Annotated in this window: 18 protein-coding genes; 13 read left to right on the forward strand and 5 right to left on the reverse strand. The window is 44.1% G+C overall.

The window, feature by feature from the left end:
* Positions 1-148: 148 nt before the first annotated feature.
* The 5 genes from G7092_RS12130 to G7092_RS12150 all read left to right on the forward strand — a co-directional run bounded on the left by G7092_RS12130 (position 149) and on the right by G7092_RS12150 (position 4149).
* Complete coding sequence (locus tag G7092_RS12130) at positions 149-544, forward strand: ACT domain-containing protein (RefSeq protein WP_166089606.1); 396 nt, start codon at positions 149-151, stop codon at positions 542-544.
* A gap of 77 nt (positions 545-621) precedes the next feature.
* Positions 622-1170 carry a bifunctional pyr operon transcriptional regulator/uracil phosphoribosyltransferase PyrR gene (gene pyrR / locus G7092_RS12135; protein ID WP_166089608.1) on the forward strand — a complete coding sequence of 183 codons (549 nt, stop codon included), beginning with the start codon at positions 622-624 and terminating at the stop codon, positions 1168-1170.
* A 62-nt stretch (positions 1171-1232) separates the two neighbouring features.
* Complete coding sequence (locus tag G7092_RS12140; protein ID WP_166089610.1) at positions 1233-1604, forward strand: four helix bundle protein; 372 nt, start codon at positions 1233-1235, stop codon at positions 1602-1604.
* 90 nt (positions 1605-1694) lie between these two features.
* Positions 1695-2621, forward strand: a complete 927-nt coding sequence (locus G7092_RS12145) for an aspartate carbamoyltransferase catalytic subunit (RefSeq protein WP_090467170.1) — start codon at positions 1695-1697, stop codon at positions 2619-2621.
* 88 nt (positions 2622-2709) lie between these two features.
* The gene (locus tag G7092_RS12150; RefSeq protein ID WP_166089613.1) at positions 2710-4149 is read left to right on the forward strand and encodes a serine hydrolase domain-containing protein; all 1440 of its coding nucleotides are present in this window, start codon (positions 2710-2712) and stop codon (positions 4147-4149) included.
* Between the two features lie 224 nt (positions 4150-4373).
* Here G7092_RS12150 and G7092_RS12155 read toward each other — a convergent pair whose 3' ends face one another.
* Genes G7092_RS12155 through G7092_RS12165 form a run of 3 tightly spaced genes read right to left on the reverse strand, consistent with a single transcriptional unit; the run spans position 4374 to position 10155 of the window.
* Positions 4374-5465, reverse strand: a complete 1092-nt coding sequence (locus G7092_RS12155; protein WP_202985261.1) for an efflux RND transporter periplasmic adaptor subunit — start codon at positions 5463-5465, stop codon at positions 4374-4376.
* Positions 5466-5481: 16 nt separating this feature from the next.
* Positions 5482-8733: an efflux RND transporter permease subunit gene (locus tag G7092_RS12160; protein ID WP_166089617.1), complete on the reverse strand. Its 3252-nt coding sequence runs from the start codon at positions 8731-8733 to the stop codon at positions 5482-5484.
* A gap of 21 nt (positions 8734-8754) precedes the next feature.
* The gene (locus G7092_RS12165) at positions 8755-10155 is read right to left on the reverse strand and encodes a TolC family protein (RefSeq protein WP_166089618.1); all 1401 of its coding nucleotides are present in this window, start codon (positions 10153-10155) and stop codon (positions 8755-8757) included.
* An 89-nt stretch (positions 10156-10244) separates the two neighbouring features.
* Between G7092_RS12165 and G7092_RS12170 the strand changes: the two genes are divergently transcribed.
* The 6 genes from G7092_RS12170 to G7092_RS12195 all read left to right on the forward strand — a co-directional run bounded on the left by G7092_RS12170 (position 10245) and on the right by G7092_RS12195 (position 14826).
* On the forward strand, positions 10245-11189 hold the full coding sequence (locus tag G7092_RS12170; RefSeq protein ID WP_166089619.1) for a LysR family transcriptional regulator: 945 nt from the start codon (positions 10245-10247) through the stop codon (positions 11187-11189).
* A gap of 97 nt (positions 11190-11286) precedes the next feature.
* Positions 11287-12525, forward strand: coding sequence for a family 8 glycosyl hydrolase (locus G7092_RS12175; protein ID WP_166089621.1), 1239 nt, complete (start codon positions 11287-11289; stop codon positions 12523-12525).
* Between the two features lie 121 nt (positions 12526-12646).
* A complete protein-coding gene (locus G7092_RS12180; protein ID WP_166089623.1) occupies positions 12647-13069 on the forward strand; it encodes a helix-turn-helix domain-containing protein in 423 nt (140 codons plus the stop codon).
* A gap of 68 nt (positions 13070-13137) precedes the next feature.
* Positions 13138-13551 carry a VOC family protein gene (locus tag G7092_RS12185; RefSeq protein ID WP_166089626.1) on the forward strand — a complete coding sequence of 138 codons (414 nt, stop codon included), beginning with the start codon at positions 13138-13140 and terminating at the stop codon, positions 13549-13551.
* Positions 13552-13554: 3 nt separating this feature from the next.
* Positions 13555-13998 carry a DUF1569 domain-containing protein gene (locus G7092_RS12190; RefSeq protein ID WP_166089628.1) on the forward strand — a complete coding sequence of 148 codons (444 nt, stop codon included), beginning with the start codon at positions 13555-13557 and terminating at the stop codon, positions 13996-13998.
* 234 nt (positions 13999-14232) lie between these two features.
* Positions 14233-14826, forward strand: a complete 594-nt coding sequence (locus G7092_RS12195; protein WP_166089630.1) for a YdeI/OmpD-associated family protein — start codon at positions 14233-14235, stop codon at positions 14824-14826.
* A 190-nt stretch (positions 14827-15016) separates the two neighbouring features.
* Here the strand turns inward: G7092_RS12195 and G7092_RS12200 are convergent, their stop codons facing one another.
* On the reverse strand, positions 15017-16330 hold the full coding sequence (locus G7092_RS12200) for a flavin monoamine oxidase family protein (RefSeq protein ID WP_166089632.1): 1314 nt from the start codon (positions 16328-16330) through the stop codon (positions 15017-15019).
* Between the two features lie 181 nt (positions 16331-16511).
* Here G7092_RS12200 and G7092_RS12205 point away from each other — a divergent pair, with 181 nt between their 5' ends.
* Together G7092_RS12205 and G7092_RS12210 are read left to right on the forward strand one after the other, a co-directional pair.
* Positions 16512-16754 (forward strand): hexameric tyrosine-coordinated heme protein, encoded by a 243-nt coding sequence (locus G7092_RS12205; RefSeq protein ID WP_166089634.1) that lies wholly within the window; start codon positions 16512-16514, stop codon positions 16752-16754.
* Between the two features lie 54 nt (positions 16755-16808).
* Positions 16809-17453: a Crp/Fnr family transcriptional regulator gene (locus G7092_RS12210; RefSeq protein WP_166089636.1), complete on the forward strand. Its 645-nt coding sequence runs from the start codon at positions 16809-16811 to the stop codon at positions 17451-17453.
* Positions 17454-17889: 436 nt separating this feature from the next.
* On the opposite strand, the gene G7092_RS12215 is transcribed toward G7092_RS12210, so the two are convergent.
* Positions 17890-19464 carry an FG-GAP-like repeat-containing protein gene (locus G7092_RS12215; RefSeq protein WP_166089638.1) on the reverse strand — a complete coding sequence of 525 codons (1575 nt, stop codon included), beginning with the start codon at positions 19462-19464 and terminating at the stop codon, positions 17890-17892.
* Between the last annotated feature and the right edge of the window lie 42 nt (positions 19465-19506).

A 19506-nucleotide genomic window follows, 5' to 3' on the forward strand; every position in this document is an offset into this window, starting at 1 on the left:
ATGCGCAGGAATGAGGGAAGCGCGAAAGAGAAATCTTATACCCTCTACTATGTCTTCATTAAATAAATACCGTATAAGATTTCTCCTCGTTCCTCGTTCGAAATGACAACATTTTATATATTTAAGTAGTCCATTTTATATTTACACCATGACCGGAGAAACAAACCTTAATACCTTGCTCAAAAACATGACGCCTGTGCTCAATGAAGGCGATTATGTGTATTGTACAGTATCATCTATCCCCCAAATTGATACCAATAATATTTTAGGTCTTTTTAAAGAGACAGAGGGCTTTACCGTTATTCTCAAAAAAGAGATTGCCGATCAGTTTCAACTGGAGTATAGCTATATAGCTGCCTGGATAACCCTCAGCATACATTCTTCATTAGCAGCTACCGGACTGACAGCCGCATTTGCCACAGCACTGGCACAGGAAGGTATCAGTTGTAATGTTGTTGCAGCCTATTATCACGACCATATTTTTGTGGCAAAGGAGGATGCGGCAAGAGCCATGAATGCGCTTAAAAAAATATCAAATCAATAAAAGTATCCCCTATTGGAGGAGATTTAGAAGATGCTTTTCAAAACTATTTACTATTTTTGCCCAAATCCACCCATACGATGCAAAATCTTACACTGCTCGACGGACAAAAATTTCAGATCACCATACAACGTTTATGTCGCCAGTTGATTGAAAATCACGATGATTTTTCACAATCGGTACTTATTGGTATCCAGCCACGGGGCATATACCTGGCTAAACGTGTAGCCGAAGAATTAAGAAAAATATTACCAGGCAAAACCATTTTACAGGGCGACCTGGATATTACCTTTTATCGCGACGATTTTCGCCGCCGCGAATCGCAACTGGTACCCAATCAAACTAAAATAGATTTTATTATTGAGGGGAAAAAAGTAGTGATGATGGATGACGTTCTCTGGACCGGCCGAACCATTCGCGCCGCCATGGATGCCATGCAGGCTTTTGGCCGCCCCGAGAAAGTGGAGCTGCTGGCCCTGGTCGATCGCCGTTATTCGCGACATATACCTGTATCGGCAGATTATGTAGGTATTGAGGTGGATTCCATCGCATCGCAAAAAGTAGTAGTAAGCTGGAAAGATACAGATGGCGAGGATAAAATTGTGCTGGTATCGGAAGCAGCGGAGTAAAGTTTGATAATATCGAACACTGAATTCTGAATATCGAATATTGAAGTTTAAATAAGGAATGGATGAACAACAGTAAATATGACTTAGAAGAAAGGCTTATTGATTTTGCTGTTATGATTGCTGATATTATTGAAGCTTTACCTAATACACGACTTGGTAATTACATTGCCGGACAATTAGTACGATCAGGATGTTCACCCGCTTTGAATTATGGTGAAGCCCAATCTGCTGAATCAAGGAACGATTTCATTCATAAAATGAAAATCATATTGAAGGAATTACGAGAGTCAATGGTTTCCCTCAAAATTATTAAAAGACGAGACATACATAATCTGGATAATACTGAAACAGCAATAAACGAATGCAATCAATTGATAGCGATTTTTGTAAAAAGTATAGAAACAGCGAAGAAAAACAATTTAAAACAACAATAACGAAACAAAGGGATATCGAATAACAAAGTACTTCTTACCTACTTCATTATTCGACATTCAAAATTCAGTGTTCGATATTATATAAAGATCATGGCAGGACTAAGCACAAGGCATTTATTAGGCATAAAAGATTTGAACCGGGCAGATATTGAACTGATATTTGAAACTGCTGATACTTTTAAATCGGTTTTAAACAGGCCGATCAAGAAAGTGCCTTCATTGCGGGATGTAACCATTGCCAATATTTTCTTTGAAAATTCCACCCGTACCCGTTTATCATTTGAACTGGCCGAAAAACGCCTATCGGCAGATGTAGTGAACTTCGCGGCGTCATCATCATCGGTAAGTAAGGGCGAAACCTTGATCGATACCGTAAACAATATCCTGGCCATGAAGGTGGATATGGTAGTGATGCGTCACCCTTATGCAGGTGCGGGCATCTTCTTGTCCAAACATGTGAAAGCCCAGATTGTGAATGCCGGCGACGGCGCTCATGAGCACCCTACCCAGGCTTTGCTGGATGCTTTCTCTATCCGCGAAAAATATGGTGATGTGGCCGGTAAAAAAGTGGTGATTGTGGGTGATATTCTGCATTCGCGCGTGGCGCTTTCCAACATACTTTGCCTCAAACAATTGGGTGCCGAAGTAATGGTTTGCGGCCCTACTACACTAATCCCTAAATACATTGGATCCTTAGGTGTTAAGGTTGAGCATAATTTAATAAAAGCCCTTAACTGGTGCGATGTAGCCAATATGCTGCGCATACAACTGGAACGCCAGGACATTAAATATTTCCCTTCCCTGCGAGAATATACCATGCTTTTCGGCTTGAATAAAACCATTCTGGACTCATTGGATAAAGAGATCACGGTGATGCACCCCGGTCCTATCAATCGTGGTGTGGAGATCACCAGCGATGTGGCCGACAGTAAGCAATCCATCATCCTTGACCAGGTAGAAAACGGCGTAGCTGTACGCATGGCCGTACTATATCTACTGGCCGGGCAAACGCCTTAATTATCAGCAAACAGGCACGGTAAAAGTTTAATTTCTTAGCCCCATTTATATAACAATGCTTGTTATCAGCGTTGATAATCAAAGTAAAATGATAAAGTTTAAGAATGTTTGCTGTTTATCCCTGTTCATACTATTTGTAATTTACTCGGCACCTGCACTTGCTCAAAGCCGTCAGCAGGTAAAAACAGATTCGGTATTCGCGCTGGTTCAAAAATTTTTTAATGCGCAAAAAGCCGATTCGCTTTACGCGCTTGGTGGTGAATTATTCAAAAAGACTTTAACACCAGAAGGTTTCCGGTCGGTAGCCACCCAGCAACTTTTCCCGATGGGCGATATTAAAGGTTCATCGCTCATTAGTTTCGTCAATAACAAAGTAAGTACCTATAAACTGATATTTGGCGCAGTTACTTTACAGCTGCAAATGAGTCTTGATCAGGACAATAAATTGGATCTTTTCCTGTTTCAACCTTTTACCCAGGTAACTGCCGATAAACTGAATCAGGCCGCCTCAACCAATAAGCTACAAACCTCCATGGACAAAGTGATCGAATCTGCTGTACGCCCATACATTCAAAAGGCCAATACTGTTGGTTTAAGCGTGGGTGTTTTAAAGGATGGTAAAATAACCACTTATAACTATGGCGAAACTACCAAAGACAATAAGCAACTGCCCACACTTCATACTATTTACGAAATAGGATCAATCACCAAAACGTTTACTGCCACGCTGCTGGCCTATTATGTAAACGAAGGCAAAGTAAAACTAACCGATCCTGTTACCAGATACCTGCCCGATTCTGTTGCCAAAAACCCGGAGTTAAAACTGGTCACACTGGAGTCATTAAGCAATCATACCTCGGGTTTAGCCCGTATTCCTGACAACCTGGAGGCCAATGCAACGGATGAACTTAACCCTTATAAAGACTATACCAAACAGCAGCTATTTACCTATCTGAAAACATGTAAGCTGAACAATCAGCCCGGCGAAAGGTACGATTACTCCAATTTGGGTGTAGGTTTGTTGGGCACTATCCTATCAAAAGTGAGCGGTGAAACATTTGAACAGATGGTTGCCGAGATCATCTGCCGTCCCCTGGTTATGTCGAGCACCACACAGCGGTTAAGTCCGGCCAGGTTAAATAATTTTGCAACGGTTTATAACATTACAGGCAACGAGACCCCGGCTTGGAATTTTGACGTTTTAGCCCCCTGCGGGGCGCTGCATTCATCCGTAAATGATTTACTGGTATATGCAAAGGCCAATATGAACCCGGCGCCAGACAAGCTCGGAAAGGCCTTTGAGCTAACCCACCAGATCACGTTCAGCAAAGATGCTAAAATGGGACTGGCCTGGCATATTATTATTGTCGATGGCGTAGAGTATTACTTTCATAACGGCGGCACCTATGGCAGCAGCAGTTTCCTGGCTTTTAATGCGCAAAAAAATCTGGCTGTAGTAATATTATCCAACTCGGCCGAAAATACCGATCTTATAGGTGTTAAAATGCTACAGCTGCTGCAAAAGTAAGATATAAACAATCCAGTCATGCCGAACTTGTTTCGGCACCCCATTAGCAAAGTGTACTGCAGGACGGTTAGCTTGTGCTGTGGGATCCTGAAACAAGTTCAGGATGACTTCCCTTTTATATATAATTATCCATAAAAAAACATCCCACCTTGCTACTGCAAAGCGGGATGCAAACAAAAGTAATCAGTCAACTGAATTAACTCAATCCTTATCCTATCAACTAATTATTTATCTTTTACTGTTGATCCGTCCCTGATCTCGTCCGAAGCTACTTTTACCAGTTTATCATCTGGTTTCAGATCGCCGTAAACTTCCATCATATCGCCCGATGTTAAGCCTTTTTTGGCATCAACCCATTGCGCTTTGTGGTTTACCACTCTTATTACAAACACCTTTTCGGTTGAAGTATATACAGCAGTTTTAGGCACTACATAAGCGCTATCGCCACCAGGCAGCGGTACGCTTACCTCGGCAAACATATGAGGCAAAAGTTTTTTGTCTTTATTGTATACGTCCATTTCTAAACGCTCAGATCTTAGCTTTTCATCCAAAGCACCGGCCAAACGTTTCACCTGGGCGGTAAATTTTTGGTTAGGCAATGCTTTCACTGTAAAATCCACTTCGCTTTTATTGCTTAATGAACCTGTAGAGTTTTCTGGTATGGATACTACTAAACGCAGCCTTTTCTGATCCTGCAGGGTAAACAATGGATCGGCACTTTTACCACCCGGACCTACATAGGCACCCAGGTTTACATTACGACTGGTGATAACGCCATCAAACGGAGCGCGTATTTCCAGGTAAGCCAGGTTAGCGGCTACTTCCTTATAGGCAGATTTTGCAGCTTCTACGTTTGCCAGGTCAGAATTTTTCTTGGCTTCGGCCTGCTCCAGGTCATTTTGCGATACGGTACCAGGAGTTTTGCTGGTGCTTACCAATCGGTCATAAGTAGCCTTGCTGGCGTAGTAAATAGCCTCCTGTTGTTTTATTCTGGATTGCGCGCCTGCTAATTGTGAGTTAATTTCCGGGGCTTCCAAAACAACCAGTAATTGCCCCTGATGAACTTCGGAACCAATATCCACCAACAGTTTTTTCACATAGCTATTCACCTTAGCATACAGGTCAACCTGTTGGTAAGGGATCAGCTCGCCGGGAATAGTAACCGAGCCGCTCAGCTTTCCTTTTTTAACCGCAACCAGCTCAACAGACGGGGTTTCTACCGCTTCCTGTTGTTGCTCTTCGGCACTTTCTTTCTCTTTTTCTTCTGAATGACACGCACTCAGGAAACTTACAGCCACCGCTAATACGGCAAGCATAAGGATCGATCTATTTTTAAGCTTTTTCATGATGATGCAAAGGGACATAAAATTTACTTTCTTTATCTTCTGGGTCTAATGATACTGATTGTGTGCTGGCATTACCTTGTACCCAGGCAAAAACCAATGGTAATATTAACAGGGCTGCAAATGTTGAAGCAATAAGTCCGCCAATAACCGCGCGGCCAAGCGGCGATGTCTGATCACCACCTTCACCCAGGCCGGATGCCATCGGGATCATACCTACAACCATCGCTAAACTGGTCATTAATATAGGGCGCAAACGCAAAGCTACAGCTTCGCGGGCGGCTTTCAACGCGTCGCCATTATGTTTACGCAACTCTTCGGCGTTGGTTATCAGCAATACCGCGTTGGATATGGATACACCCACCGACATGATCATACCCATGTACGATTGTAAGTTTAGCGTTGCCCCGGTTATTTTAACCAGCAGTAACGATCCGAACAATACCGCCGGCACCGTTGATAATACTACGAATGACATTTTAAACGACTGGAAGTTGGCTGCCAGCATCAGGAATATCACGATAATAGCTACCACCAAACCCGATTGTAAACTATCCAACGTATCGGTTAGCGTTTGGCTCAGACCGCGCATTTCAATAGTTAAACCGTGCGGTAATTTGCCGATGGATTTAATAGCTTCCTGCACATCATGCGTAGCTGTACCCAAATCTTTTTTGTTGATATTGGCAGTAACCGACAGTGTAGGTATAGCGCCGATGTTGTCATCTTCGCCATTAGCCAGGCCGGTTTTTACATCAGCCACATCACCCAATGTTGGGCGTGCCTGGTTAGCTAATACAGGAATCTCCTTTACATCATTCAGGCTGGCCATTTGATACTCAGGTATCTGTACCTGTACCAGGTAGCTCAGGCCGGCACGCTCATCAATCCAGTTATTTTTTTCGGTAAACCTTGATGATGAGGTTGAAGCGATCAATGAGCGGGAAATATCATTTAAACCCACACCCAGTTGTGCCGCTCTTTGCCTGTCGATAGTAATATCCAATGATGGATAGTTAAACGACTGACCTATCTGTGCATCGCGTAAATATTTAATCTGTTTTAATTTATCTAACACCTTAAAGGCATATTCCTGATTCTGTTTTTTGTTTTTACCAGTTAAAGCCACCTCTATAGGCGTAGGCGATCCCTGGCTCAGGATCTTGTCTGTCAATTCTATCGGCTCAAATGATATTTTTATGCCGGGCATTCTTTGTGCTATGGAATCTCTGAATTTTTCTTTCAGATCGTCCAGGTTCACTTTATAGTCTTCGGTTAAGCTCACCTGCATAACCGCTTCTTGCGGCCCGGCCATGAACATATATATCGGGTTGGTAGAGAACGACGAAGGGTGTGTACCTACCATGGTAGAGGTAATAGCAATATGGTTTTTACCTACAATGTTACCCAATATACGTTGAGCTTTCACCACTTCTATCTCGGTACGTTCCAAACGGGTACCATCAGGTGCACGTAAACGTACCTGGAAGGTGCCGGAGTTTACCTTAGGTAATACGTCGCGGCCAATAATGTTCAGGAGTAAAAAGGCTAAACCGCAGGCAGTAATAACATAAATGGTCACCAGAATTTTCCGGTTAGGCATCATCCTGTCCATCAGGCGCATAAAGCTATCCCTGAACTTATCAAAACGGGTTACTTCCTTACCGGTATGTTCCAAAGCCCTTTTCATGGCCTTTTCTTTTTGCTCCCATGGTTCGCCTTCATCCTCCAAAGCAAAACCATCGGGATTGCTGTGATCTTCATGTTTGTTCACCATGATCCAGTTGGCCATGATAGGTACAAAGGTTTGCGCCAGGAAGTATGATACGATCATGGAGAAACCAATAGCCAATGCCAGCGGCAGGAACAACGCTCCCGGAATGCCTTTCATGGTAAAGGCCGGTGCAAACACCGCCAGGATACAAAACAGGATCAGCAATTTAGGGAAAGCGATCTCCTTACAGGCATCCCATATAGCCAAAGCTTTTGGTTTACCCATATCAAAGTGCTGGTGAATATTCTCGATCGTTACCGTCGACTCATCCACCAGGATACCAATGGCCAGCGACAAACCGCTCAGCGTCATGATATTGATTGTCTGTCCGAAAAGCGAAAGGAAAAATATAGCCGATATAATACAGGTTGGTATAGTTAATATTACGATTAATGCACCGCGTTTATCACCCAGGAACAGCAATACCATTAAACCGGTTAGTACCGCACCTATGGCGCCTTCTTCGGCCAAACTTTTCACCGCGTTGATTACATAAACCGACTGGTCAAACACGAACGACAGTTTCACGTCATCAGGAACCAAGGCCTGGAAACGAGGCAATGCTTTTTTCAAATTCTGAACCACATCCCAGGTTGAGGCTGTGGCCGATTTGGTAATAGGCAGGTAAACCGAACGCTTTCCGTTAATAAGCGCATAACCATTGGTGATATCCGCACCGTCTTCCACAGTAGCCACATCATGTAAAAAAACCGTTTGTACACCGTTTTTGTATAATGGGATATTACCAAAATCGGGGATCTTTTTAATGGTGGTATTTGCTGGGGCAAGGTAGTTATAGTCGCCTATACGTACGTTACCAGCGGGGGTGTTCTGATTATTTTCGCGCAAAGCGGCCACGATCTGGTCAGGCGTTAAATTGTGCGAGCGCAGCAATCCCGGATCAACCTTGATCACCACGGTACGCTGATTACCACCAAAAGGAGCCGGTGCTACCAGACCGGGAACTGATGTAAATGCCGACCTTACATAAACCAACGCAAAATCAAGCAACTCGTTGTTGGACCGTGTGGGACTACTGAGTACCAACTGACCAACGGGTAGTGTGGAGGCATCAAACCTCAAAATAAACGGAGGCTGCGAGCCCTGCGGGAATGCCGACTGGGCCCTGTTGGTGAACGCCGTGACCTCCGCCGCGGCCTGTGCCATATTGGTACCTTCGTAAAAAGTAACTTTTATCAGTGTTAAACCCTGTACGTTTTTGGTTTCGATAGTTTTTACACCCGAAACAAAGAGCAGCAGGTTCACATATTGCTTACCAAAATAAGCCTCCATCTGGTCGGGGGTAAAACCTCCGTAAGGGTGGGATATGTAGATAACCGGCAGGTTCAAATCAGGAAAGATATCTATCTTGATGGTACGTACCGCATTGATCCCGAAAAAAAACAGTCCGGCAACTATAACCAATATGGTAATTGGTTTTTGTAGCGCCCCTTTGATCATTCCCATTATAAATGTGTATTACTGTTATTAAAAATTATTAATGAATATGCCGAAATCGCCTGTAGCTGCCGATTTAAACAGCAGGGCCTGCCATACATTGTTTAAGGCAATATAACGATCAACCTCGGCACGGTTCAGTGTATAAAGGGCCTGGGTAAAATCAACAATGTTGGCCAGCCCGTTTTTATACAAAGTATATTTTTGCTTGTAAGCATCGCTCGCGGCCGAAACCTCAACCGGTACTTCACGATAGTTTTTCAAGGAGTTACCAATACGGGTTTGGGCCAGTGCCAGCTGTGCTGTCAGTTGCTGCTCCACCAGGTCGTAATCATTTTTAAATTGTTCTGACGTATACTTTTGTGATTGCACCTGGTAATGCACCCTGAACGGACTGGTAATATTCCAAACCATGGCCACGCCAAACAGGTAATTGTACCTGGTTGGGTTGGCGCCCGCACCGTAACTGCTGTTAACGCTGTTGGGGTTGGTGGTATAATCATAATTAAAACCAGAGCCTCTGCCCTGGTATACGCCAAACAAGGTAAATGTAGGGTAGCTGAAAGTTCTCAGGTATTTGGCCTGTTCGTCACTTACGCCGATGCGGTTTTGCAGGTAGCGTAATTGCGGATGATCTGCCAGTTGTACCGAGCTTAAGGCTTCCAGCGTGGTAGGCAGCTTGGTAACAAAAGCGCTATCGAGCAAAAAGTCCTGCGCCGGGATACCCAGGTACACCGAAAGCTGGTTGCTCTGATCTTGTACGGTTTGCTGCGTATTGGTCAGCGAGATTTTGGCGTTGGATACCTCCGCGTTGGCCAAAGCCGAATCGACACCCGGATTTAAACCATTCCGTACACGGGCCACTACCACTTTTTGCAGATCCATGGCCCTATTCAGGTTATCCTGCTGGGCTTTTTCTAATTGCTGGGCTGCCAGTAAATTTAAATAGGTGCTGGCCACGCGAACTTCGTGTTGAAATTGCTCTTGTGTAAGGTCGGCTTGTTCACGGTTAACGATGTTCTTTTGAACCTTGATACGTTCATGTGATTTGCCAAAGCTGAAGAAGTCCCAGCTTACATTGCTTAAATACAATGACCCGAATGCCGCGTTCCAGTTTTGTTTGGCCTGGGCCGGGCCTGATGATGCTACGGATAAACCACGGTAACCATACAAAGGTCCGTTTTGACCGTTGGCAGTTCCGTAATCCTGTTGTGCCGAGATGCTTACATCCGGTAAATATTCTGTACGTGTTTCTTTTAAGTATGCCTTAGCAGCGTTTAACTGATTAGCTTTGGATTTGATGGTACCGTAATTAGCGAGTGCCATTTGTTCAGCATCTTTGATGTTTAAAACTTTTTGCTGAGCCTGAGCCTGGTAGACAAATAAAACACCTAAAAACAGAAGTAGTTGTTTTGAAGGTAGATTATACATATTGTGTATTTTATACACGGCAAAGGTAGGGCTATAGGATCTATGAAAAAAATGAATTAATTTTGTCATAATCATTAGCAAAATTCATAATGAATATAGCACTCCACCATTTCCGCTTAGTTGATACCATATCAAAAGAGGGAACTTTAACTAAAGCAGCCGCTACGCTGCATCTTACCCAGTCGGCACTGAGCCACCAGTTAAAGGAACTGGAAAAGGAGCTGGATATCGAAGTTTTTCATCGGGAAGGCAAAAAATTACATTTGTCTGAGATTGGCTATCGCTTTTTGCGCAGTTCGGAGAAGATCATCGCCGAAATACGGTCGATGGAAGAGGATATCCGCAATTACAAGAACGGTAAAACCGGCAAGCTGAATATCAGCATGCAGTGCTATACCGCTTACCACTGGTTACCGGGAGTTATTAAAGATTTTAAAAGCCAATGGCCCGATATTCAAATCAATATTGTATCAGATGCAACCCGTCGCCCGCTGGAATACCTGATGCGTGGTGATCTTGACCTGGGCATCGTTCGCACCCAAATGATAAATACGAAGATAACCTATGAGGCTATTTTCGAGGACCGCCTGAATGTTATATTACCGATTGATCATCCGCTTGCCAAAAAGGATGTGATCAATATCTGCGATTTTCAGGATCAGGACCTGATCCTGGCTCTTTACGATCCCAGCTACCAGGATACCCCACTTATTGAAACCCTGATACAGGACCAACACGTAAAACCCAAAACACTCAACCGAATCCACTATACCGATGCCACCATCGAAATGGTAAATGCAGGACTAGGCATCAGCGTAATGGCCGACTGGATAGTAAAACCTTACCTGGCCAACAGAAACGTAGTAGCCAAACCCCTGCACCACAGCGTGGCCAAACGCACCTGGTATGCCGCTACCTGTAAGGACAACCCGGTTATCCAGAATTTCCTGTCGTGCTTAAAACTATATTTTGCCGAGAACCAAATGTGCATGGAAGAAGAACATTTTGAAGAATTACTGGAACAGGTGGTTTAATACAACACACAGACGACTCACCCCGTCTGCGCTCCGCTGGACGACCCTCTCTTTCGCTTCGCGGCAAAGAGGGTGGGGAATTTGTTTGTTATTATTTTTGTTTACGATCATTCTCAAATCCCCTCTTTCCGCCGCAGGCGAAGAGAGGGTGACCAAGCGCAGCGATGGTCGGGTGAGTCAACCCGCTATGCCCTTTCCTCAGCATTATCCCTACACCAAAGGCACCATAAAACCCAACCACCTATCCCAACAACAACTGGACAAACAGGTAGAGGCGTTTTACGATCAGTGGAAAAAACGCTATGTAAAACCCGCCTGTAGTCCAGATCAATACTATATCTGGTTTGAAAGAAAGGGCAAAGAGAGTGTATCCGAAGGCCAGGGTTATGGCATGGTCATTACTGCGCTGATGGCTGGTTATGATCCATCAGCGCAGCATACTTTTGATGGTCTTTACCAATATTACAAAGCACACCCCGCCAAAACTTCTCCCTACCTCATGGCCTGGGCCCAGGTGAAAGGTTGTAAGGATCTCGACCGCAGTACCGCTACCGATGGCGATATGGATATTGCCTATTCCCTGCTGTTGGCCGCCAAACAATGGGGCAACACCGGGAGCATCAACTATCTCCACGAAGCGCAAAATATCATAGCGGCCGTCATGCAGCACGAGATCAACCCCAAAACCTACTCTGTCTTGCTGAGCGATGCCATCGAATATGATAGCGCCGATTACTTCGACACCCGCTCATCCGACTTTATGCCGGCACATTTTAAAGCCTTTGAAGCCACTTTACATAACGGCAAATGGAAATCAGTAACTGATAATAATTATCGCCTCTTTGAGGCCGTACAAGCCCGATACAGCCCCGACGCCGGCCTGGTGCCAGATTTCATCCGCGGTATCAACAAAACCCCTCACCCGGCACAACGCAACTACCTCGAATCGCCATACGATGGTTATTATAACTACAATGCCTGCCGTGTACCGTGGCGCATTGCCAGCGATTATTTGCTGTATGGCGACAAACGCTCCAAAACTTTTGTTGATAAGATAAACCATTGGATCCGCGAAACCACTCAAGGCAATCCCGATAATATTTCGGCAGGATATACCCTGGCGGGTAATGATATCAAAGGGCGGTATTTTGAAGCTTTAAGCTTTATAGCCCCTTTCGCCGTATCAGCCACAGTTGATCAAAGTAATCAGCAATGGCTCAATAAGCTATGGGACTACCTAGTGGCCTTTAAACTCAAAGATTACGACTATTACGATAACAGCATCAAAATGCTGGACATGATCATCGTATCAGGCAATTACTGGAAAGTATCTTGATTTCGGATATCGGATGTTCGATATCCGATTTATTTTTAATTCTTGATTCGGCAATAGAGTTTATTATTCTGTTAATTCTTAAATTCCGTAAATTCTGGTTCAGAATACTTAATTTAAACCCATGGAACAGTACGAGAAAATGTATTTGTACAAACGGATAGTACAGGCCAAGCTATTCATCGACAGTCATTTCTCCGAAAATATCGACGTTTCCAACATTGCCGATGAGGCCTGTTTCTCCAAATATCATTTCATCAGGCTTTTTAAATCCATATACGGCAAAACCCCGCATCATTATCTTACCCAGGTGCGGATAGACAAAGCCCGCTTATTACTGGCCGAAGGCAATAGCATCATGGATGTTTGTGCAAGCATCGGTTTTGACAGTCCTACATCATTTACAGCCACTTTTAAAAAAATGGTAGGTAAAACACCCTCAGTATTTCAAAACAGCCAAAAAGCAAAGCAGCAAGCTATTAGCGCCAATCCCTTATCTGCTGTTCCTAATTGTTTTGCGGAATCTCATGGGTACATCAAAAAATAGCAATTTTCAAGAGGTAATAGTGTGATGCATTGCCCATGTTTGTATTGCTAACCAAATACATACAAAAAATGATCACCAAAGTAACGCACATGTGCATTTATGTTCTTGATCAGAACCGTGCATATGATTTTTATGTAAACAAACTGGGCTTTAAAGTACATACCGATGCCCCCATGGGCGAAGGTGCCCGCTGGCTCACCGTAACCCCGCCCGAACAACCCGAACTGGAAATAACCCTGTTCCTGGTTGCCGAAGGTGGCATGTTTGATAAGGAAACGGTACAAACCATGACCCACCTTATCCAGAAAGGAACGTTTGGGGCAGCCGTATTTACCTGTCACGACCTGCTGGCCACATACGAAGAATTAAAGGCCAAAGGCGTGGTATTCAAAAAGGTGCCAACAAAGGAGTTTTATGGCTATGAAGCCCTGTTCACAGATGACTCCGGCAATTGGTTTTCACTGGCACAAATTGAATCTTAGGTTATGAAATCCATCTTTGATCAGCAAACAAGAGATGAACTCATCAACAGGGTGAATTCATTAAACACCGGCAGCAAGGCGCAATGGGGCAAAATGAATGTATATCAAATGGTAAGGCACTGTAGTCTTTGGGAAGACATGATGCAGGGTAAACAGAAATACAAACAAGCATTTATCGGTCGTATTTTTGGCAAAATGGCCTTACGCAAAGTAATGAAAGAAGAATCGCCCCTGGCCAGGAACACTCCTACTCTTCCTGAACTTAGAATTACCAGTAATGGTGACATGGGATCGGAGCGGACAGCATGGATCACCAAGATCCGGAATTACGCCAATTTTTCCAATCCCGGTTTCATACATCCTTTTTTTGGTAACATGACCGAGGAGCAGATTGGATATATGGCTTATAAACATACCGACCACCATTTACGGCAGTTTGGGGCCTGAGTGCATGTATGTTAATTGATGTCGGGCGTATAAACCCCTCCCTGCCAACGCGCAAGCCAAACGCAACCCCTCCCGTGGGGAGGGAATGAAAAAGCAATGCATTTTAAAAGCCCCGGCTCCGTGCGATTCCTTCCCTCGGGAAGGGAAGGAAGGGGTTTCTGCACCATGCCTGGCTGAAATTTCTTTGTGCACTACTGACATAGGGCTGTCATGCGGCCTGGTTTTCTTTGTTTCATGAAACAAACAATTCCTTCATCAAACAAAGAGCTGCAGGTACTTTCTTTTAAAACCTCCGGACAATGGGAAAAATGGCTGGATAAGAACCATGAAAATACAGATGGCATCTGGCTGAAAATATTCAAAAAGGATTCGGGCATAAAATCTATCAACTATGCGATGGCCTTAGATGTCGCTCTTTGTTTTGGATGGATAGATGGGATTAAAAAAAAGCTGGACGAGGTATCCTTTATTCAAAAATTCACGCCCAGAAGGGCTAGAAGTACTTGGTCGTACCGGAACACAGAACATATCCAACGACTTGTCACCAGCGGAAAAATGCGTCCGCAGGGTATTGCGCAGGTAGATATGGCCAAGGCTGATGGTCGATGGGAAAAAGCCTATGCACCACAACGGGAGGTGATTATTCCCGAGGATTTTATGGAAGCGTTAAACAACAATAAAAAAGCTAAAGCCTTTTTTGATACCCTCAACAAGAATAATCTTTTTATCATATACTACCATTTGCATCAGGCCAAAACACCCGAAACAAGGGAAAGAAGAATTCAGCGGTTTGTAGCTAAGCTGGAACAGGGCGAGGTATCGGTTTGATGATCCTTATACAGGAGATCGAAGCCTACTCTTCTGGACAAGATTGTCATTTCGAACGGAGAGAGAAATCTTATAAAATTGGCAAGGCATTGTGCAGAAGATTTCTCTCTCCATTCGAAATCCTTTAAGACTTGCGAAGTTTTAAAAACTTCGCAAGTCTGACTCTTCTCTTAAAGTCTTACTATTCTCCTTAACCAGATATCGTATCCTGAATCACCTCCGCCACATCCCTTCCACTAGTTAGGGCCGCCTCTATCGTACCCATGGCGGTGCCTTCGTAAAGATATTCACCGGCAAAAAACAGGGTACCATCAACCGGGGTATTCAGCGTGCGGCGACAGGCAGACGCATTAATGGTATCATAAGCGTAGGAACCCTGCGTAAAGGGTTTGGCTGTCCAGTTCACTACTTTCCATGTTTTAAGTCTTTGTTGTAACTCCTCCACACCCAACCGGAAAATATTGGCGAGTGATTGCAAGCCCTGCATCAATATATTCTCATCGGTCATCTCTTTTTTTGCTTCTGCATCCGGCCCTCCTATCCAGCCGGTAAATACGCTGGACTGTTCGGGAAACTGTGTCCACCAGGTGGGTATTTCTTCCCCCGAAAGCAGGTAGCCCATCTGGTCAAGGCTCCGGCCAATGCGTTCCTCGGTTTGTTTACTGTACCAGAAAGGCTCGTCAAACTCCAATAATATTTTGATCACCGCGCCAAAGCCCATCTGTTGTATAGCCTCTGCATGCGCTTTAAGCGGCGGATAAAAAGTTATCGCACCCGTTTGTCCATTGCCTGCCTTCAAAACACCCAGCGGAACAGCCAGTATCATCCGTTGGGCGTGGAAGGCTGTACCACCAACTGTAATCGCGCTCACCTTCCCGGGTTCCAGGTAAATATCTTTTACAATGGTATTCAGTAATATTTTGCCTCCGGCTCTGCACTCACGGGCCAGGAAATCCATCAAACTCACATATCCTCCTTCTACACGATGCTGGGCATTATCATCATCACTTTGCCATTCTTTCCTTAAGGCAAAACAACTGGCTTTCTGCGGATCACCGGTATCATAGCCCGATACAAATTGCCGTACCGATGCCCTCATCCGGTTATATTCATCACCGGGGAACTCCTTCAACATCAATTCCTCGATGCTGGTATCCTGCTGCAGGCTGTTCAATTTGTCGATAAGCAGGTCCCAATGTTCAATAAATGATTCATCTTCACTAAATACACCCTCGTTGTACTGTACCATACTTGCCGACGCGGAACGGTATGGGATGCCAGCCTCATTTAATAAGCCAAGGGTAACCGGCAGATCGCCGTGCACAAATTCGGCGCCCAATTCTATATGTTTCCCGGTAACGGCATCGTGTTGCGTATATATCCGGCCGCCGATACGGTTATCTGCTTCCAGGACTATTACTTTTTTACCGGCATTGGCCAGTTCACGGGCAGCCATCAGTCCGGCTGCGCCGGCGCCTACGATTAGTATATCAGCAGTATTCATATTTTATAAACAAAGTTAGGTTTTGTATTGATGGCGGCAACGCAGCAGTTTAGTCAGCATAAAATGTGACAAAAAGAATACAACCAATAAAAATCTCGGATTGTAACTAAAGTCACCAATTTTGCGACATGCATGCACTTACTTTGATCAATAAACATTCATCATTTAACTTATTTGAATTATGTCAGACAGTGTACAACTCATACCCGGTAATTCCCTGATAACCGAAACGCCGGAAGAAGGCCGGGCATTAGCCATTAAAATATCGCGCCTGGTGATTAAAGCTACCCAACCCGATGCGGCAGTGCGCGAAAGATTAAGACCCATTTACGCGGAAGACGCTGCCATGCTTATTGCCATAGGCCAAACCGTGGCTATTGAATTTGCCACCATTGCTGCCGCGAATAATTATTGGAAAAAATAAGCGGGCACCGCTACAACAAGGTAAATTTGCTGCAGACAGTGAACTGCAACAAAAATGGATGAATTTCAAACCCACCTGGTAAGCCAATGCCTGGCCGAATTTGGGAAAGACTTGCTTGGCGAATTGATTAGCTTTGGCAAGCTCCAATCATTTGGACCGGATGAGTACGTGGTAAAACAAGGTCAGCTGGTTCGGAGTTTACCTATTCTGATCAGCGGAACGGTAAAAGTTTACAGCGAGGAGGATGGTCTGCCTTTCCTCCTGTATTATATTAACCCGGGTTCTACCTGTATTTTTAGCTTTGCCCATTTGTTTAATGAAAAGGAAGTGAGCTTTTCTGGCATTACCGAGGAGGAGTCGCTCCTTTTGCTGGTACCCATTTATAAAGCCCGGGAATGGCTGTTGAAATATCCGGCGTTTAGCGAGATGATACTGCACGAATATCAGAAACATTATAACGACCTGCTGGAAACCACCAAACAGGTAATTTGCTATAACCTGGAAGACCGTTTGTTACAATATTTAAAAACCAAGGCGAACATCGCCAAATCGGCCGAACTCATGATCACCCACCAGCATATCGCCGCCGACCTGGCCACTTCCAGGGAAGTGATATCCCGGTTATTGAAGAAACTGGAAAAAGACCACAAGATACTGCAGGTAGGGCGCAGGATCAAACTTACGCTCCCGCGAGATTAGCGCAACGTACCTCGTAGTGATCATGGCTTCCAGTCTGAGGCAGCGAATATCTAATTGTCATGCTGAGGAACGAAGCATCTGTTATTGAACTTTTGAATCGCAGAATAGACCCTTCGCTCCGCTCAGGATGACAAATAATTTAACGGTTTTGATCTCCACTCAAATTTTCGTATATTTATAAAAATGCAACAGCCCGGCTTTCTGATATGAAAGCCGGGCTGTTGTATTTAAGAGAAAACAAGACCCCAAAACGGTCGTTTTACATTTAGTTATTTGACAATCAATTATTTAATACTTTTTAAAGTTTAAAAAAGCCCTCAAAACCACGTTTAAATTTGTTAAAAAGTGTTAAAATCGATGGTTTTGGATCAATTTTCAAGCGTTTTTAGCCCCTTTTTGGCCAGAAAAATGTTAAAATTTAAGGTTTAAAAAGTTTTTATTTGCTCTTTGAAACAGTCCTTTTGCCGGCATCATTATGCAATACAATAAAAGGTTGGTAAAGGTCCCAATTGGGTTCCATATCTTTTTGAACCATCAACCCTTTAGCCGTAAATGAAAAATTGCCGAGGATAATATCGGGGTAACCATCATGGTCGATATCATTTATATCCATCGCTATCCAGCGGCCATATTGATTGATGGGCAGGGCGTGTACCTTAAACTTGCCTGGAGTAGTTTGCTCATGATAGGTAAAACCTTCTTCTGGGTAGTACTTAAAATCGGGAAAGAAAGCGATCACTGCGATATCAAGGTCGCCGTCGTGGTCAAAATCGGCAGCTATAGCCTTTGAGCAGCCGTTGATATGGTAAAAATAGGTCTGCTTAAATTTCCAGTTGCCTTGGTTGGTAAAAATATACACCCCATGATACGGTTTAAATACCGGCGAAAAATCGTTGTTATCGCCACAGGTATACACAATATCCAGCAGGCCATCATGATTAAAATCAATCAGTTGAAAACTACTTGAGCCATACACCGAAGGAAAACGCAATAAATTTTGACTGGTAAAACCGCCTTTTTTATCATTCAGGAACATCCAGATCCCTTCGTCGGCCTGGGCAAAAAGGCAGACAATATCGGGCCAGCCATCGTGGTTAAAATCGCCGGTAAAAACCTGCGTTGCGCCGGGTAATGCACGTAATATTTTTTTGGTGAACCGGCCTCCGGCCTGCTGTTGCATCACATACAAACCGCCTCTATTGCGCCCGAAACCGCAGGATACATAGTCAGTAAGCCCATCCCGGTTAAAATCAGCATAAGCGCTTTTTACAGGCCTGGGCAAACTATCAGTGATTAAGGTGGAATCGTTTTTGGCAGGTTGATTGAGATTAATATTGATCAGCTTTCCTTTCAAAGCATCGCTTGGGGGCAAAAAACCTATACAGGTAATGATCGCTCCATTGGGTTCGTTCTTTGACTTAAAAAAATTAATATCCGTAACCGGCGACTGGAACTTTTTAACCAGGGTTGCTTGCAGATCACTATTCCACTTGTACAAATTGTTGCCCGCATTACCTGTATAAATGAAGTTATCATTCGGATTGTAGGCTACCATGGTGGTCATGGCCTGCAAACCTTTACGATTAGTATTTTGGGGTTGCCTGAGACTAAATATTGCCCAGTCTTTTACAGCAGTGGGCTTGGGAATGATCAGTTTTTTGGGAGATGTATTTTTATAATATGCCAGTATCTTATACCAGTCTTCCTTGGACATACTGGTGTTTGCCGATACCAGGTAGTTACCCATAAAACTTTTGAAACCAAATTTTGGGGCCATTGCAGGCATAATGCCTGTTTCCCAGGTAGCACTGTCCAATAGCGAAGGATCCGGTAGTTGGTGGCAGCTTGAGCAATGGATCGCGGCCAGCTTTTTCCCATCGGCTAAGTACTCTTTATTGCTTTGGGTATTGTTGTTATTGCCGGAACAGCTGATGATCAGCATTCCAATACTTAACATTATGGCTTTCAGCAAACACAACCTGTTTACCGGCATCCCGTAGTTTTTAGTCATGTACACTTTTCAATTTTGGCAAACACAAACAGGGTGCAGCTT

Source organism: Mucilaginibacter inviolabilis (assembly GCF_011089895.1).
GTDB classification, from domain to species: domain Bacteria; phylum Bacteroidota; class Bacteroidia; order Sphingobacteriales; family Sphingobacteriaceae; genus Mucilaginibacter; species Mucilaginibacter inviolabilis.

What these genes read in the sequence shown, in the direction of transcription:
- G7092_RS12170 (WP_166089619.1), top strand. Translation starts at nt 10,245, where the DNA reads ATGAATATAGCACTCCACCATTTCCGCTTAGTTGATACCATATCAAAA.
- G7092_RS12145 (WP_090467170.1), top strand. Translation starts at nt 1,695, where the DNA reads ATGGCAGGACTAAGCACAAGGCATTTATTAGGCATAAAAGATTTGAAC.
- G7092_RS12215 (WP_166089638.1), bottom strand. Translation starts at nt 19,464, where the DNA reads ATGACTAAAAACTACGGGATGCCGGTAAACAGGTTGTGTTTGCTGAAA.
- G7092_RS12185 (WP_166089626.1), top strand. Translation starts at nt 13,138, where the DNA reads ATGATCACCAAAGTAACGCACATGTGCATTTATGTTCTTGATCAGAAC.
- G7092_RS12150 (WP_166089613.1), top strand. Translation starts at nt 2,710, where the DNA reads ATGATAAAGTTTAAGAATGTTTGCTGTTTATCCCTGTTCATACTATTT.
- G7092_RS12190 (WP_166089628.1), top strand. Translation starts at nt 13,555, where the DNA reads ATGAAATCCATCTTTGATCAGCAAACAAGAGATGAACTCATCAACAGG.
- G7092_RS12155 (WP_202985261.1), bottom strand. Translation starts at nt 5,465, where the DNA reads ATGCTTGCCGTATTAGCGGTGGCTGTAAGTTTCCTGAGTGCGTGTCAT.
- G7092_RS12205 (WP_166089634.1), top strand. Translation starts at nt 16,512, where the DNA reads ATGTCAGACAGTGTACAACTCATACCCGGTAATTCCCTGATAACCGAA.
- G7092_RS12140 (WP_166089610.1), top strand. Translation starts at nt 1,233, where the DNA reads ATGAACAACAGTAAATATGACTTAGAAGAAAGGCTTATTGATTTTGCT.
- G7092_RS12200 (WP_166089632.1), bottom strand. Translation starts at nt 16,330, where the DNA reads ATGAATACTGCTGATATACTAATCGTAGGCGCCGGCGCAGCCGGACTG.
- G7092_RS12195 (WP_166089630.1), top strand. Translation starts at nt 14,233, where the DNA reads ATGAAACAAACAATTCCTTCATCAAACAAAGAGCTGCAGGTACTTTCT.
- pyrR (WP_166089608.1), top strand. Translation starts at nt 622, where the DNA reads ATGCAAAATCTTACACTGCTCGACGGACAAAAATTTCAGATCACCATA.
- G7092_RS12165 (WP_166089618.1), bottom strand. Translation starts at nt 10,155, where the DNA reads ATGTATAATCTACCTTCAAAACAACTACTTCTGTTTTTAGGTGTTTTA.
- G7092_RS12180 (WP_166089623.1), top strand. Translation starts at nt 12,647, where the DNA reads ATGGAACAGTACGAGAAAATGTATTTGTACAAACGGATAGTACAGGCC.
- G7092_RS12130 (WP_166089606.1), top strand. Translation starts at nt 149, where the DNA reads ATGACCGGAGAAACAAACCTTAATACCTTGCTCAAAAACATGACGCCT.
- G7092_RS12210 (WP_166089636.1), top strand. Translation starts at nt 16,809, where the DNA reads ATGGATGAATTTCAAACCCACCTGGTAAGCCAATGCCTGGCCGAATTT.
- G7092_RS12160 (WP_166089617.1), bottom strand. Translation starts at nt 8,733, where the DNA reads ATGGGAATGATCAAAGGGGCGCTACAAAAACCAATTACCATATTGGTT.